Genomic DNA, 15,269 nt, shown 5'->3' on the forward strand with positions numbered 1-15,269 from the left:
CCGATGGATCAGGGCGCAAGAGTAGGGGCTGCCCCCGCCCCGTGACCAGGGGCGACCCCGGGGCGCCCGGCGCGGCGGCCCCGGGGCACCTGCCCGGGCCGTGGACCGGGGCCCCGGCGGACGCCCGCCCCGGACCGTGCCGGCGCCCCGGAGCCGCCACCCAGGACACCCGGGGTCAGGCGCGGGCGAGCCGCAGCGTCAGGAGCTGGAAGGGGCGCAGCGCGATCGCCACCCCGTCCCGCTCCACCGGCAGCTCTCCCCCGTCGTCCCCTTCCCGCGGCCTTTCCAGGAGGTCGCAGAGCCGGGCGCCGGCGAGCGCGAATCCGGCGGTGAGGCGGGTGCGCGCGCGGCCGCCGCGCGACTCGTAGAGGCGGACGACGACGTCGCCGCTCCCGTCGTCGGCGAGCTTGACCGCGCTCAGGACGACGGCCTGGTCCGCGACGCTCACCAGGGGTGCGACGTCGACGCCGCCGGGCACGCGCCGCTCGGGCAGGTTGATGCCGTAGCCCTCGCGGACCGCGTCGCCCACGCTCGCGCCGGGCACGAGGGCGTGCCGGAAGCGGTGGACGCCCCGGTCGGTGTGCGGATCGGGGAAGCGGGGCGCGCGCAGCAGGGAGGCGCGGACGGTGGTCGTGGTGCCGTGGTCCTCCGGCCGTACGGTGCGGGTGACGTCGTGGCCGTACGTCGAGGCGGTGACGAGGGAGACGCCCCAGCCGGGCTCCTCGAAGTGGACGAACCGGTGGTTGCAGGCCTCGAACTTGGCCGCCTCCCAGCTGGTGTTGGTGTGCGTGGGCCGGTGGAGGTGCCCGAACTGGGTCTCGGCGGCGTAGCGGTCGGTGTGCAGGTCGAGGGGGAAGGCGAGCTTGAGGAACTTCTCCGTCTCGTGCCAGTCGATCTCGGTGTCGAGGTCGAGGCGCTTGGCGCCGGCGGTGAGGGTCAGCGTCTGGACGGCCGTCGACGCCCCGAAGGAGCGGCTGACGCGGACCGACACCGTCTCGGGCGAGGTGTGGGCGAGGGTCAGCGCGTCGACGTCGGTGAGGTCGGTGACGGTGTTGCGGTAGAAGCGGTCGACGTCCCAGGCGTCCCACATGTTGGGGAAGTCGGGGTGGAGCTGGAGGAGGTTGGCGGCAGCGCCGGGGGCGACCGTCTCGCGTCCGGTGTCGAGGTCGGCGACCGAGACGACGAGTCCGCGTCCGTCCACGGCGACCCGCAGCAGCCCGTTGTCGAGGACGAAGCCGCCCGCGTCCCGGGGCTCGGCGGTGCAGCGTCCGGGGGCGGCGGGCAGTGCGGCGGCGCGGCGGGCGCCGCCCGCGGGGACACCGGACCGGGCGTGCGGAGCGCTGTTGAACAGGACCTCGGCGTCCCCTGGGCCCGCGAGCGCCCGCTGGGCGCGGTCGACGATGGCGGTGAGCTCTCCGGCGACGGCGGCGTGGGTGCGTTCGGCCTCGCGGTGCACCCAGGCGATGGACGAGCCGGGCAGGATGTCGTGGAACTGGTGCAGCAGCACCGTCTTCCAGAGGCGGTCCAGGTCCGCGTACGGGTACGGGAGTCCGGTGCGCACGGCGGCGGTGGCGGACCAGAGCTCGGCCTCGTACAGCAGGTTCTCGCCGGCCCGGTTGCCCTGCTTGGTGCGGGCCTGGCTGGTGAGGGTCGCGCGATGCAGCTCCAGGTACAACTCGCCGACCCACACCGGGGGTTCAGGGTACTCCGCCTGGGCCTTGGCGAAGAAGTCGGCGGGCCGTTCCCAGCGCACCCGGGCGGAGCCCTCCAGGTCGCGCAGTCGCGCCGCCTTGGCGATCATCTCGCGGGTGGTGCCGCCGCCCCCGTCGCCCCAGCCGGTGGGCGCGATGGAGTGCGAGGCGCGTCCCTTGTCCTTGAAGTTGCGTACGGCGTGGGCGATCTCCCTGCCCTGCATGGAGCAGTTGTAGGTGTCGATCGGCGGGAAGTGGGTGAAGATCCGGGTGCCGTCGATGCCCTCCCACCAGAAGGTGTGGTGCGGGAAGGAGTTGACCTGGCTCCAGGAGATCTTCTGGGTGAGGAGCCACTTCGATCCGGCCTCCTTGATGATCTGCGGAAGTCCGCCGGCGAAGCCGAAGGTGTCGGGCAGCCAGGCCTCGTGGTTCTCGATGCCGAACTCGTCGAGGAAGAAGCGCTTGCCGTGCACGAACTGACGGGCCATCGCCTCCGAGGAGGGCATGTTGGTGTCGGACTCGACCCACATGCCGCCGGCCGGGACGAAGCGCCCCTCGGCGACCGCCTTCTTCACGCGGGCGTACACCTCGGGCCGGTGCTGCTTGATCCAGGCGTACTGCTGGGCCTGGGACATGGTGTAGACGAAGTCCGGCTGGTCCTCCAGGAGCGCGGTCATGTTGGCGGTGGTCCGTGCCACCTTCCGCACGGTCTCGCGCAGCGGCCACAGCCAGGCCGAGTCGATGTGGGCGTGGCCGACGGCGCTGATGCGGTGGGCGGAGGGCTCGGCGGGCGTGGCGAGGACGCCGGCCAGTTCGGCGCGAGCCGCGGCGGCGGTGCCGTTCACGTCCTGCAGGTCGAGGGCGTCCAGGGCCCGTTCGACGGCGCGCAGGAGGTCCCAGCGGCGGGCGCCCTCGACGGGCAGCTCGGCCATGAGTTCGCCGAGCACCTCCAGGTCGGCGACGAGCTCCCACACGGTCTCGTCGAAGACGGCCAGGTCCATGCGGGCGAGCCGGTACCCAGGGCGCTCGCCGGCGGTCTCCTTCTCGCCGAGTTCGGTGGGCAGGAAGGGGTGGTAGTCGAGGATCACCGGGTTGGACGCGGCCTCGACGTGCAGCAGCACCTCCTCGCCGCCTGCGGCGGGTGCGGCGATCCGCACCCACTGGTTGCGCGGGTGGAGGCCCTTCACCGGGCTGCCGTCGGGGCGGTAGACGAGGCCCTCGCACTGGAAGCCGGGCATGTTGGCGTCGAAGCCCAGGTCGATCAGCGCCTCGACGGTGCGGCCCGCCCACTCCTCGGGCACGGTGCCGGAGACGGTGAGCCAGCTCGTCCCCCAGGGTGCGCCCCAGGCGTCGCCGACGCGGACGGGGGTGCGGGGCGCGGCGATGCCCTCGGCGACCGGTACGGGTTCGCCGGGGGCCACCCACATCCCCACGTCGAGCGGGACGGACTGCGGATGGATGGCCGGTCGGATGCGTTCGTCGAGGACCCGCTTGAGCCGGGACTCGACGAGGCTGCGGTCGTCATGCATGCGGAACTCTCCCAGGGGCGGGTGGCACGGAGGTCAGGGTCGGCCGGGCGGTGCGGCTGCGGGGCCGTCGAGGGCGACGAGCTCGGTGATGCCACGGGCGGCGAGATGCGCGGGGTCGTCGGCGCGGGCCGCGAGGACCACCGCCGGGCGGACCCCGTCCGCGGTGAGCCGCATGAACGCGTCGAAGTACGGCCCGCCGGGGCCGCACGCGGAGCGCTCGGCCGCGTCGTCCGCGAGGTCGACGACGAGCGCCGTGCTGCGGGCGGCCGGGGCGGAGCGGGCGGCCCGGGCCTCGGCGACGGCTCCGGCGAGGGCCCGGCCGGCCGGCTTGACCCGGCGGTCCGTGGTCAACAGGCCCAGGCCGTATTCCAGTTCGGGGAAGTCGGCGAGCGACCGGTCGACGTCGTGGGAGCACCACCACGTGATACCCCACAGATCGGGGCAGTCGAGCGCGGCGGCGATGGTCGTACGGGTGAATTCGGCCGCCCGCTCGGGGGCGATGTGGGGGGCGGGCGCGCCGACCTCCTGGAGCCAGACGGGGCGCCGGGGGTCGTCCGCCCAGGCCTTGGAGAGCTCGACGAGATACGCGGCGTGCTGTCCGACGGCCACGGACTCGGGGCCGTAGCGCTGCGCGGTGCCGTTGAAGACCCAGGAGTGGACGGCGGTGGCGGCGCCGAGTCGGGCCGCGTGGGCGGGGGTGAAGGGGTGGTCGTCGAGGTACCAGGCGGCGTCGTAGGCGGCGTGCAGGTGGAGCCGCCCGGGGGCGCCGGTCTCGCAGGCGGCGAGCATCCGGCGGAGCCAGGACTCGGCCTGGGCGGGGGTGGCCCGGTCGGGGTCGGGGTGGGGGTCGCCGGAGAACTGGTTGATCTCGTTGCCGAGGGTCATGCCGAGGAAGTTCGGCCGGTCGGCGAGGGCGGCGGCGAGGGCGTGCAGGTAGGCGCTCTGGCCGTCGAGGACGTCGGGGTCGGTGAAGAGGTTGCGGCGGTGCCAGGTCCGGGTCCAGGAGGGCAGGAAGTCGAAGCTGGACAGGTGCCCTTGGAGGCCGTCGACGGCCACGTCGAGGCCGTGTTCGGCGGCCGCGTCGACGAGTTCACCGAGCTGGTCGAGGGCGCGGGGGCGGATCAGGGTGCGGTTCGGCTGGAAGAGCGGCCACAGCGGGAAGACGCGGACGTGGTCGAGGCCGAGCGCGGCGACGGAGTCGAGGTCGGCGCGGACGGAGTCGAGGTCGAAGTCGAGCCAGTGGTGGAACCAGCCGTGGCTGGGTGTGTAGTTGACGCCGAAGCGGGGAGCGGCGGACCGCTCCGCGCGCGGGCCGGGGGGCGGCCCGGCGGGCCTGGGCTGACGGTTCGTCATGCGGGTGCCGGTTCCTTCGTGAGTCGGCGGGGGCCGGGGGCGGCGGTCATCCCTTGATCGCGCCCTCCTCGACGCCCTTGAAGAAGAAGCGCTGGAGTACCGCGAACACGGCGACGATCGGCAGGAAGGCGATCATGGTGCCGGCGGCGATGAGCCGGGGATTGGCGGAGAAGGTGCCGTCGAGGTACTGGAGTCCGACCGTGAGCGTGTACTTCTGGGGGTCGTTGAGCACGATGAGCGGCCACAGGAAGTCGTCCCAGGCGGCGATGAAGGTGAAGATGACGACGACGCTCAGCATGCCCCGCACGTTGGGCAGGGCCACGTGCACGAGCCGTTGCCGGACGTTGGCGCCGTCGACGAGCGCGGCGGCGTCGAGTTCCGGCGGCACGGCCCGGAAGGCGGTGTACATGAGGAGCACGTTGAGCATGGCGATGGCCCCGGGGAGGGCCACGCCGACGAGGGTGTCGGTGAGTCCGAGGCTGCGGACGGTCACGTACTGGGAGACGATCGTGACCTCGCCGGGCAGCACCAGGGTGGCCACGAAGAGCCCGAGCGCGAGGCGCGCCCCGCGGAAGCGCAGCCGGGCGAGCGCGAAGCCGGAGAGGGTGGTGCCGACGACGTTGCCGAGTACGGCGATGCCCGCCACGGTCAGCGAGTTGGCGGCGTAGGTCCACACCGGGACGGTGTCGGCGACCCGGGCGTAGTTGTCGAGGGTGGGGTCCTCGGGCAGGAAGGCCGGGGTGCGGGACCAGACGTCCTCGCCGGGTCCCTTGAGGGAGGTGGACAGCTGCCAGAGGAAGGGCCCGATGGTGAGGAGCAGGACGAGGACGAGAAGGAGGTAGCGGACCGCCTTCTCGGCGACGGGCGGGGTGCGGCGGGGTGCGTTCATGCCGTCATGCCGCCTTCCGGTTGAGCCGGGCCAGGACGGTCATCGGGCCGACGGTGAGGACGAAGAGCAGCACGCTGAGGGCGGAGGCGTAGCCGATGTGCCCGGTGAAGCCGCGGCTGTACATCTGGATGAGCATGACCACGGACATGTCGCGCCCGCCGGGGCCGCCGGTGCCGTGGGAGAGCACGTAGAGCTCGGAGAAGATCCGCAGCGCGGACACCGAGACGAGCACGGAGACGAGGAGCATGGCGGGGCGGACGCCGGGCAGGGTGACGTGCCAGAAGCGGCGGAGCCGGGAGGCCCCGTCGACGGCGGCGGCCTCGTGGAGTTCGCGTCCGACGTTCCCGAGCGCGGACAGGTAGATGACCATGTAGTAGCCGAGCCCCTTCCACACCGTGAGGGCCATGGCGCTGAGCAGCAGCAGCCAGCGGTCGGTGAGGAAGGAGACCGGGTGGTCGACGGGGCCGAGCTGCTGGAGCATGCCGTTGAGCAGGCCCCGTTCGTCGAGGAGCCAGCCCCAGATGATGCCGACGACGACCGCCGAGGCGACGACCGGGGTGTAGAAGGCGGTGCGGAAGAAGGTGATGCCGGGGAGCCGCTTCTCCACGAGGAGCGCGAGCAGCAGCGGCAGCACGGTGAGCAGGGGCAGGCAGACGAGGAGGTAGAGGACGCTGTTGACGAGGGCGTCCGTGAGCTGGTCGTCGTCGAGAGCCCGGCGGTAGTTGGCCAGGCCGGTGAAATGTCCTCCGCCGAGCGGCTTGGCGTTGGTGAAGGACAGGACCACCGTGTTGACCGCGGGCCACAGGTTGAAGACGGCGAGCCAGAGCAGGGCGGGACCGGCGAGCAGCCAGGGCGTGAACCAGCGCCGGTGGGTCATGGGAAGCCTTCCGTGGGTCCGGTCGGTGCCGGGGAGCCGGCCGGTCAGTCCTCGAGGAGCCGGTTGGCGCGGGCGGCCGCCGTGTCGAGGGCCTCCTTGGAGCCGGTCCGGCCGCTGACGGCGAGGGCGATCTGCTGGTTGACCAGGGTCTTGATCGCGTCGTTCGCCTGGACGGGTTCGAGGACGCGGGCGGAGGACAGCGAGCGGAAGGCGAGGACCTTGGCGTCGCCGGCATTGCTGCCGTCGCTCCTGCTGAAGAACGGGTCGGTGCCGGAGGCCGTGGTGGAGGGGAAGATGCTCGTCTCATGGGCGAAGGCGGCCTGGTTCTCGGCGTTCGTCACCCAGCGCGCGAGGGCGAGGGCCGCGGCCGGGTTCCTGGTGGTCTTCGGGACGGACAGGCCCTGGACGTAGAGCGGCGGGGTGCCCATGGGCGCGGAGGGGACCACCTTGGGGGCGAGCGTCGGGTTGTCGACGGCCAGGCTGGTGATGTAGTTGGCGCCGGCGGTGGTCCACGCGGCGGTGCCGGAGCTGAAGAGCTTGGTGTTGCCGGCGTAGGTCTCGGTGAGCACGTCCTTCGGCAGCAGGCCCTCCTTGAAGGCCGCGCGGTAGGTGTCGAGGACGGCGGCCGCCTCGGGGGTGTTGAAGGTGAAGGTCCTGCCGTCCGGGGACATGATCGGCACGCCGGCGTTGGCCAGGTCCATCAGGTTGGGCTTGCGGCTCATCAGGTAGGTCCTGCCGCCGGACCTGGCCTTGACGGTGCGGGCGGCGGCGACGAGCTGGTCGAGCGAGGCCGGGGGCTTCCTGGGGTCCAGGCCGTAGGCGGTGAGGAGCTCGCCGTTCCAGTAGTTGACGTCGGTGTTGAGGTACCACGGGTAGCCGAAGGTGCCCTGCCGGCCGGGGAAGCGGTACGCGTCGAGGCCGCCCTTGACGTAGTCGCGCGAGGCGGCGGGGTCGGAGGCGCCGATGTCGAGCAGCAGGTTCTGCCTGACGAGCGGCAGGGCGAAGTCCGGCGGCAGGTTCACGACGTCGGGAAGGGTGCCGCCGGCGGACTGGCTGAGGACCTTCTCGGAGTAGCCCTCGCCCGGCTGGTCGAGCCACTCGACCTGAGTGCCGGGGTACTTCTTCTCGAAGCCGGCGATCACTCCCTCCATGTAGGCGGTGAACTTCGGTTTGAGGGCCCAGGTCTGGAGCGAGACCTTGCCCGTGACCTGGCCGCCGGTGGCGGCGGGGCCGGGCGGGCCGGAGTCCTCGGCGCCGCCGAGGCCGCAGCCCGCGAGGGTCAGGGCCGCCACGGCGGCGGCGGTCCACCGGGCCCACAGGCCGCTTCGCATGTGTCGCATGAGGGTGTCTCCTTGCTCGGACGTCGCGGGAGGTGCGCGGACCTTGCTCGACTAAACCGCTCTAGCGATGCGGGACTATGCTCCCGGCTAAACTCCGGTGTCAAGAGCGCGTGCGGAGACGCGCAGGACGAGGGAGCGCCCGATGGCCCGACCCACCATCGCCGACATCGCCCGGGAGGCGGGTGTCTCCAAGGGCGCCGTCTCCTTCGCGCTCAACGGGCGTCCGGGCGTCAGCGAGGCGACCCGGGAGCGCATCCTGCGGGTGGCCGAGCGGATGAACTGGCGCCCGCACAGCGCCGCCCGCGCCCTCGGCGGGGCGCGGGCCGGAGCCGTCGGCCTGGTCCTCGCCCGGCCCGCCCGGACGATCGGGCTCGAACCGTTCTTCGGGCAGCTGCTCTCCGGACTCCAGGCGGCGCTCTCCGTTGGCGGCACGGCGCTGCAGCTGCTCGTCGTCGAGGACACGGCGGCCGAGATCGAGGTCTACCGGCGGTGGACCTCGGAGCACCGCGTGGACGGCTTCGTGCTGGTCGACCTGCAGGTGCGTGACCCGCGCATCGTGGTCCTGGAGGAGCTCGGGGTGCCGACCGTGGTGCTCGGCGGGCCGGGACGGCACGGGCGGCTGCCCGCCGTGTGGGCGGACGACCGCGAGGCGATGACCTCGATCGTGGAGTACCTGGCGGCCCTCGGGCACCGCCGGATCGCCCATCTCGCCGGGTTGACCTCCTTCCAGCACACCCGGCGCCGGATCCGGGCGGTGCGGGACGCGGCGCGCCGGCTCGGCCTCGACGAGGCGGTCTCCGTGCCCACGGACTTCAGCGACGCGGAGGGTGCCGCCGCCACCCGCGCGCTGCTGGCCCGGCCGGGCCGGCAGCGGCCGACGGCGCTCGTGTACGACAGTGACGTGATGGCGGTGGCGGGCCTCGGGGTCGCCGCGGAGATGGGGGTCGCGGTGCCCGGCGAGGTGTCGGTCGTGTCCTTCGACGACTCCGCGCTCGCGCGGATCGTCCACCCCTCGCTCACCGCGCTCTCCCGCGACACCTTCGCCCTGGGGGAGCAGGTGGCGACGGCCCTGCTCGCCGTGCTGGACGACCCGTCGTCGGCGCGGGACGTCCAGAACCCGACCCCGCGCCTGACGGTCCGTGAGAGCACGGCGGCTCCCGCCGCCGGCCGGACCGCGCGCTCGACGCCCTCTTGACCCCTCTGGCTAAAGCCCTTTAGCCTCCGCACCGGACGAAACACCGCACCGTCGCGCCACCGGCACCACCAGCCCCTTCCCCCTCTGCTGGACCGGAGCTCCGATGAGACGACCCCTGCATCTCCTCCTGGCCGCGGCCCTGTCCGCGGTCGCGCTCGGCCTCGCCGCCACACCGGGCGCGTCGGCGTCCGACCCATCCCTCTCCCAGACGTCGGACAACGTTGTCGTCCACGCGGCGGGCACGGGCACCCAGCCGTACGCCTCGTACTGGTATCCGAACACGATCCTGAACTGGGATCCGGCCGGCGACCCCGACGCCCGGTTCAACCGCTCGCGGGTGCCGCTCCGGACCCGGGTCTCCGACCCGGCGCTGAAGGCGAACGCGAACGCCCGCGCGGGCGAGGGCAGGATCGCCTCCCTGGTCTCCTTCGGACCGACCTCGAACAACCCCTCCCAGGGCTCGCTCGACCCGCGCTACTACGCCTTCGGACACTGGCAGTACGTCGACAAGCTGGTCTTCTGGGGCGGTTCGGCCGGCGAGGGGCTGATCCTCGCGCCGAACCCGACCGTGATCGACGCCGCCCACCGCAACGGCGTGAAGGTGTACGGCACGGTGTTCTTCCCGCCCACGGCCTACGGCGGCCAGATCCAGTGGGTGCGCGACTTCGTCCAGAAGTCCGGCACGCGCTACCCCGTCGCAGACAAGCTGGCCCAGGCCGCGCAGTACTACGGCTTCGACGGCTGGTTCATCAACCAGGAGACGGCCGGCGGTGACAGCGCCCTCGCGACCGAGATGCGCAACACCCTGCGCTACGCCCGCTCGCTCGGGCCCGTCGAGTTCATGTGGTACGACGCGATGACCGAGTCCGGCTCGGTCAGCTGGCAGGACGCCCTCACCACCGCCAACGACGCCTTTCTACAGGAGGGTTCGCAGCGCACGAGCGACTCGATGTTCCTCGACTTCGGCTGGGGAGCCGCCGCCCTGGACTCCTCGCGCACCCTCGCCCGCTCCCTCGGACGCGGCGAGTACGAGCTGTTCGCCGGGGTGGACACCGAGGCCGACGGCTACGACACGAGCGTCCCCTGGAGCGCCGTCTTCCCCGCCGGCCGGCCGCACACCACCTCGCTCGGCCTCTACCGCCCCGAATGGACGCACAACTCCGCGACGGACCGCGCCGATTCGTACGCGCGGGAGGCGCGCTACTGGGACGGCCCCAACGGTGATCCCTCCGACACCACGACCACGGCCTCGTGGAAGGGCCTCGCGACCTACGTCGCCGAGTCGTCGCCGGTCACCGGCAAACCCTTCGTGACCTCCTTCGACGCCGGACAGGGCGACTTCTACCACTCCGGTGGCGTGAGGGTCTCCACCGGCGGCTGGAACAACCTCTCCCTGCAGGACGTGCCGCCGACCTACCGCTGGCTGGTCGCGTCCACCGGCACAAGGCTCAAGCCCTCGATCGACTTCGGCGACGCCTACGAGGGCGGTTCGACGCTGCGCCTCACCGGTGTCCTGGACGCGGTGAACACCGTGCGCCTCTACCAGTCGCGGCTGCCGGTCGCGGCCGACACCAAGCTGTCCGTGGTCGTGAAGACCCCGGCCGCCGGACCGACCCGGCTGAAGGCGGCGGTGGCGTTCACCGACTCCCCCACGAGCTTCACCACCCTCGATCTCGGATCCACCACGACGGCGGGCTGGGAGCGCAGGACCCTGGACCTGTCCCCGTACGCCGGGCGCACCGTCGCCCAGATCGGCCTCCAGACCACCGGCACCGCCGCCTCGTACGACATCAAGGTGGGTCAACTCGCCCTCTACGACGGGTCGGTGGACGTTCCCACGGCCCCCTCGGCGCTCACCGTGCTCGGCTCGAGGGACACCGGCGGCACAAGCAGGTCGCTGCGGACGGCGTGGACGGCCTCGGCCGCCGGGGACGTCCACCACTACGAGGTGTACCGCCGCAATCCCGACGGCAGCCGCAGCTTCCTCGGGGCCACGCCCAACGACAGCTACTTCGTGCCGCGGCTCGACCGGGTCGGGAACGAGACGAGCACCACGCTCGACGTGGAGGCCGTCTCCACCGAGTACGGCCGCTCGCCGGCCGCGAGCACCACGGTGACGTGGTCGGCGACCCCCGGCGCCAACCTGGCCCTGAACCGTCCGGCGACCTCCTCCGGCCAGTGCACCACCACCGAGACCGCGGCCAAGGCCGTCAACGGCAGCGTCTCCGGCGGGAACGGCGACAAGTGGTGCACGCTCACCGGCGCCAAGTGGCTGGAGGTGGACCTCGGCACGCCCCGCGCCCTCGACCGCTTCGTGGTGAAGCACGCGGCGGCGGGCGGCGAGAGCGCGAGCTGGAACACCCGGGACTTCACCGTCGAGGTCCGCGACAGCGCGACCGCCCCGTGGACCACCGCCGTGACCGTCACCGGCAACACGGCGGCGACCACGACCCACCCGGTCTCCGTCACCGCCCGCTACGTGCGCCTGTCGATCACGAAGCCGACCCAGACGACGGACCCCGCCGCCCGCATCTACGAGTTCGAGGCGTGGGGCTCGTAGCCGAACGGACGGTGGCCGAACGGACGTTGGCCGAGGGCGCGTTGGCCGAACGGGCCTTGGCCGAGCAGGAGTTCGGGAGTCCCGGAGGCATGCGACCGTCGGGCGCCGGCTTCGGGGCGCGGGGGGTTCCGGGGGCGCAGGGTGTTCGGGGGCCGCGGGGCGTTCCGGGGGCGCAGGGTGTGGGGCCCTGCAGTCCCCGTCGTCGGGCGGGCCCGACGGGCGGGCCGTCCGCGAGGGGTCGGGCCGGGCCGGCGGTCGGGCCGTCCGGGGCCGCGCCGGGGGCCTGTCTCCCGGGGCCGTTCCCGGGGCCTGTCGCCCGGGCCGCCGCCCGTGGTCGGATGGCGGGCATGACTGCCCTCAGCCGTACGTACACGGACGCATGCCGGGACGGGAACGCGGGCTTGCGGGACGCGGTCGCGCGCGCGGCCTTCCCGCCGGCCTTCGACGAGGCGTGGCGGCGGCACCTGCTGCCGCGGCCCTGGTTCGTACCGGAGGCGGAGCTCGGGGAGTTCGCGCGGGACCTCGGCGGCCTGTTCGACATCCTCGTCTCGCTCCCGGACCGGCTCTTCGACGGCGACGCCGAGCGGTACGCGAAGGAGCTCGGCCTCGACCCGCGGCATGCCGCCCTGCTGCGCCGGGGCGCCGACGGACGTCCCGCGAGGCTGGGCCGCGCCGACGCCTACCACGACGGCACCGGCTACCGGCTCCTGGAGTTCAACCTCGGCAGCGAGGTGGGGGGCATGGACATGGCCGTGTGCAACGCGGCACTGCTGCGGGTCGGGGAGTTCGCCGCCTTCGCCGCCGAGCACGCCCTGACCCACGTCGACACGGCGGCCCGGCTCGCGGAGGACCTGCGTCTACGGGCCGGGACAGCGCTCTCCGGGAGCGGGGCGGACCCGGTGATCGGGCTCGTGGAGGGCAACGGGGGCATCGGGCCGTACGGCACGCTGATGCGGGCCTTCCAGGAGGCCATGGCCGCACAGGGGCTCGACCTGCGAATCGGCGAGCTCGGCGACGTGCGCACCCGGCCCGACGGCAAGTTGACCCTCGACGGCGCCCCGCTCGATCTGGTCCTGCGCAACTTCGGGGCGCGTCAGCTGCTCGACGACCCCTTGGGGCCCGAGGCCGCGGAGCACCTGTTCCGTGCGCACGAGTCCGGCCGGACCGTGCTGTACACCTCGCTGGAGAGCGGGTTGTACGCCCACAAGAACGCGCTCGCGCTGCTGTCCGACCCGCGCTGGGCCACGGCCTTCGACGCCGACGAGCGGGCCCTGGTGGACCGGGTCCTGCCGTGGAGCCGGACGCTCGGCCGGACGGCGGCGCCGGAGCTGCTCGACGCGTGCCGGGAACGCCGGGAGCACCTGATCCTCAAGCCAGGTGCCGGGCACGGCGGTCTGGACACCTTCGCGGGCTGGGAGTGCGACGACGCCGGGTGGCGGGCGGCGCTGGCCGTCGCCGCGGACCACGGCTATCTGGCCCAGGAACGCGTGGTGCCACGAGCCGAGCCGGTGCTCGACCCGGTGACGGGGATGGTCGACGACCGGGTCGCGGCCGTCGGCGTCTTCCTCACCTCGCGCGGCTACGCGGGCGCGCACGCCCGTGTGAACGCGGCGGACGGCGGCGCGATCGTCGGGATGAGCGCCAATCCCGGCACCCGCATGGCCTGCGTGTTCGCCCACGCCTGAACGACGCGGCCGGGTTCAGGTCATGTTGACGTACGGCAGGGGCCCGGCCGGCCGGCCTGCGGTGACACGGCGGACGACGGCGATCGCCAGGACCGCCGTCACGAGGTCGAGCGCCTGGTCCACCGGGCTCCGGCCCCGCCCTGACTCCGGTCCCGAACGGCCGGCGCGGGGCGGGGTGAGGTGGGCCGGGGCGGGACCCCTGGTGGGCCCCGCCCCGGCGCTCCGGGTGGCTCAGCGCAGTCCGGCCGCGTTCGCCGGGCTGTCGTCGAGGAAGCCGCCCGACTGGTGCTGCCACAGCTTGGCGTACGGACCGTCCGTGGTGAGCAGTTCCTGGTGGCTGCCCTGCTCGATGACCCGTCCGCGGTCGAGGACGACGAGCCGGTCCATGCCGGCCACCGTACTCAGGCGGTGCGCGACGACCAGGGCCGTCCGCCCCTCCATCAGGCGCCAGAGCGCGTCCTGCACGAGGATCTCGCTCTCGGAGTCGAGGGCACTGGTCGCCTCGTCGAGCAGCAGGATCGGCGCGTCGCGGAGGATCGCCCGGGCGAGGGCGACCCGCTGGCGCTGCCCGCCGGACAGTTTCACCCCGCGCTCGCCGACCATGGTGTCGAAGCCCTCGGGCAGCGCGTCGGCGAACTCCGTGACGTGCGCCGCCTCGGCGGCGGCGCGGATCTCGGCGTCGGTGGCACCGGGCCGCGCGAACGCGATGTTGTCGCGCAGGGTGCGGTGGAACATCGCCGGTTCCTGCGGCACGTAAGCGATCAGGCTGCGCAGGTCGGCCTGGGACATCCGGCTGATGTCCTGGCCGCCGATCAGGATCCGGCCGGCGTCGACGTCGGTCATGCGCAGCAGCAGACGGGTGAGCGTGGTCTTGCCGCCGCCGGACCGGCCGACGAGACCGATCCTGGTGCCGGCGGGCACGTCCAGGTCGAGGTCCTCGAAGAGCGGCTTCGCTCCCCCGTGGGAGAAGGTCACCCGCTCGAACCGCACGTCGGCGGCCCGGGACCCCAGGGGCTCCGGGGATTCCGGGTCCACCACCGTCGGCGGGACGAGGAGCAGTTCGGTGAACTGGGCCGCCTCCGTCATCGAGCTCTCCAGGCGGCGGTAGATCTGGTTGAACTCGAACATGATGCGGGTCGCGTTGGAGTAGTACGTGAAGGCCACGATGACCGCCTCCACGCCGTGCTCGCCGGCCCCGAGCGCGAGCGCGACGGTCAGACCGAGCACGTTGGTCAGGACGGACAGGGGGGCGACCAGGGTGTCGATGCGCAGGTTGCCGTAGTCCCACGAGCGCAGCGTCAGCCGCCTCGACTCGGCGACGCGGGAGCGGTGTTCCGCCGCCTCGCGCTCCTCGGCGGCGAACGCGCGGACGGTGTCCATGTTCATCAGGCTGTCGGCGACGTGGCCCGACACCCGGGCGATCGCCTCCTCACGCTCGCCGACCAGCACCTGACGGCGCCGGATCAGCGGCGTCACGCACACCGCCGTGACGAGGATCATCACGAGCAGGCCGATGACCAGCAGCGGCTCGTACGTCCAGAGGACGACGGACGCGAAGGTGAGGGGCACGAAGCTGCCCATGACGTTGAAGGTGAGCGTGTCGACGAACTCCTCGAAGCGGGAGGCGAAGCTGAGGACCCGCTTGGTCAGCGACCCCGCGAAGTTGTCGTGGAAGAACACGGCGTCCTTGGCGAAGAGTTCGTCCATGCCGACGACGTAGAGGTGCTCGATGCCGAGGGCGTCGAGGCGGTTCAGGCAGTGCAGTCCGACGCGCCAGAGCGCCTCGGAGAGCAGCAGGACGACGGCGAAGCCGAGGACGTAGGGCAGCATGGCGCCGAGCCCCGACCCGGAGCCGTCCGCTCCGTCGCCGGCGATGCGGCCGACGAGCTTGGCGACGATCAGCGGCGCGATGTAGGCGATGCCGATGTTGCCCAGCGCCGGGAGCAGCATCGCGGGCACGGTCATCCGGCGGAGCCGGGCCAACTCCCGCCCGTAGTGTCGAAGTGCGAGAACTACCGGGCCGCGGCCCGGCGTACCTTTGTCTGATTCAGACGAATCCATTCCAACCCTGCTTTGTCGGACCCCCAGGGACAGAACTCGCAGTCTCCCGCGAAGGTCCCCGCGCCGTCCAAGCGTTTTCCGCGGCGCAT

9 protein-coding genes are annotated in these 15,269 nt (G+C 72.8%); 3 read left to right on the forward strand and 6 right to left on the reverse strand.

Annotated features, from left to right (window positions below):
- Positions 1 to 175: 175 nt before the first annotated feature.
- Genes ACGF1Z_RS04340 through ACGF1Z_RS04360 form a run of 5 tightly spaced genes read right to left on the reverse strand, consistent with a single transcriptional unit; the run spans position 176 to position 7,679 of the window.
- Positions 176 to 3,220, reverse strand: a complete 3,045-nt coding sequence (locus ACGF1Z_RS04340; protein ID WP_392999721.1) for an alpha-mannosidase — start codon at positions 3,218 to 3,220, stop codon at positions 176 to 178.
- 33 nt (positions 3,221 to 3,253) lie between these two features.
- Positions 3,254 to 4,573, reverse strand: a complete 1,320-nt coding sequence (locus ACGF1Z_RS04345) for a glycosyl hydrolase (protein WP_392999723.1) — start codon at positions 4,571 to 4,573, stop codon at positions 3,254 to 3,256.
- Between the two features lie 46 nt (positions 4,574 to 4,619).
- Positions 4,620 to 5,462 carry a carbohydrate ABC transporter permease gene (locus ACGF1Z_RS04350; RefSeq protein ID WP_392999725.1) on the reverse strand — a complete coding sequence of 281 codons (843 nt, stop codon included), beginning with the start codon at positions 5,460 to 5,462 and terminating at the stop codon, positions 4,620 to 4,622.
- 4 nt (positions 5,463 to 5,466) lie between these two features.
- The gene (locus ACGF1Z_RS04355) at positions 5,467 to 6,339 is read right to left on the reverse strand and encodes a carbohydrate ABC transporter permease (protein ID WP_392999727.1); all 873 of its coding nucleotides are present in this window, start codon (positions 6,337 to 6,339) and stop codon (positions 5,467 to 5,469) included.
- A gap of 44 nt (positions 6,340 to 6,383) precedes the next feature.
- Positions 6,384 to 7,679: an ABC transporter substrate-binding protein gene (locus ACGF1Z_RS04360; RefSeq protein WP_392999729.1), complete on the reverse strand. Its 1,296-nt coding sequence runs from the start codon at positions 7,677 to 7,679 to the stop codon at positions 6,384 to 6,386.
- A gap of 142 nt (positions 7,680 to 7,821) precedes the next feature.
- On the opposite strand from ACGF1Z_RS04360, the gene ACGF1Z_RS04365 reads away from it, so the two are divergent.
- The 3 genes from ACGF1Z_RS04365 (at position 7,822) to ACGF1Z_RS04375 (ending at position 13,119) form a co-directional block, all read left to right on the forward strand.
- The gene (locus tag ACGF1Z_RS04365; protein WP_392999731.1) at positions 7,822 to 8,874 is read left to right on the forward strand and encodes a LacI family DNA-binding transcriptional regulator; all 1,053 of its coding nucleotides are present in this window, start codon (positions 7,822 to 7,824) and stop codon (positions 8,872 to 8,874) included.
- A 103-nt stretch (positions 8,875 to 8,977) separates the two neighbouring features.
- The gene (locus ACGF1Z_RS04370) at positions 8,978 to 11,434 is read left to right on the forward strand and encodes a discoidin domain-containing protein (protein ID WP_392999733.1); all 2,457 of its coding nucleotides are present in this window, start codon (positions 8,978 to 8,980) and stop codon (positions 11,432 to 11,434) included.
- Between the two features lie 347 nt (positions 11,435 to 11,781).
- Positions 11,782 to 13,119 carry a hypothetical protein gene (locus tag ACGF1Z_RS04375; RefSeq protein ID WP_392999735.1) on the forward strand — a complete coding sequence of 446 codons (1,338 nt, stop codon included), beginning with the start codon at positions 11,782 to 11,784 and terminating at the stop codon, positions 13,117 to 13,119.
- Positions 13,120 to 13,350: 231 nt separating this feature from the next.
- Here the strand turns inward: ACGF1Z_RS04375 and ACGF1Z_RS04380 are convergent, their stop codons facing one another.
- Complete coding sequence (locus ACGF1Z_RS04380; RefSeq protein ID WP_392999737.1) at positions 13,351 to 15,180, reverse strand: ABC transporter ATP-binding protein; 1,830 nt, start codon at positions 15,178 to 15,180, stop codon at positions 13,351 to 13,353.
- Positions 15,181 to 15,269 lie beyond the last annotated feature (89 nt).

Source organism: Streptomyces sp. NPDC048018, from assembly GCF_043202995.1.
In the GTDB taxonomy this organism is placed as follows: Bacteria; Actinomycetota; Actinomycetes; order Streptomycetales; family Streptomycetaceae; genus Streptomyces.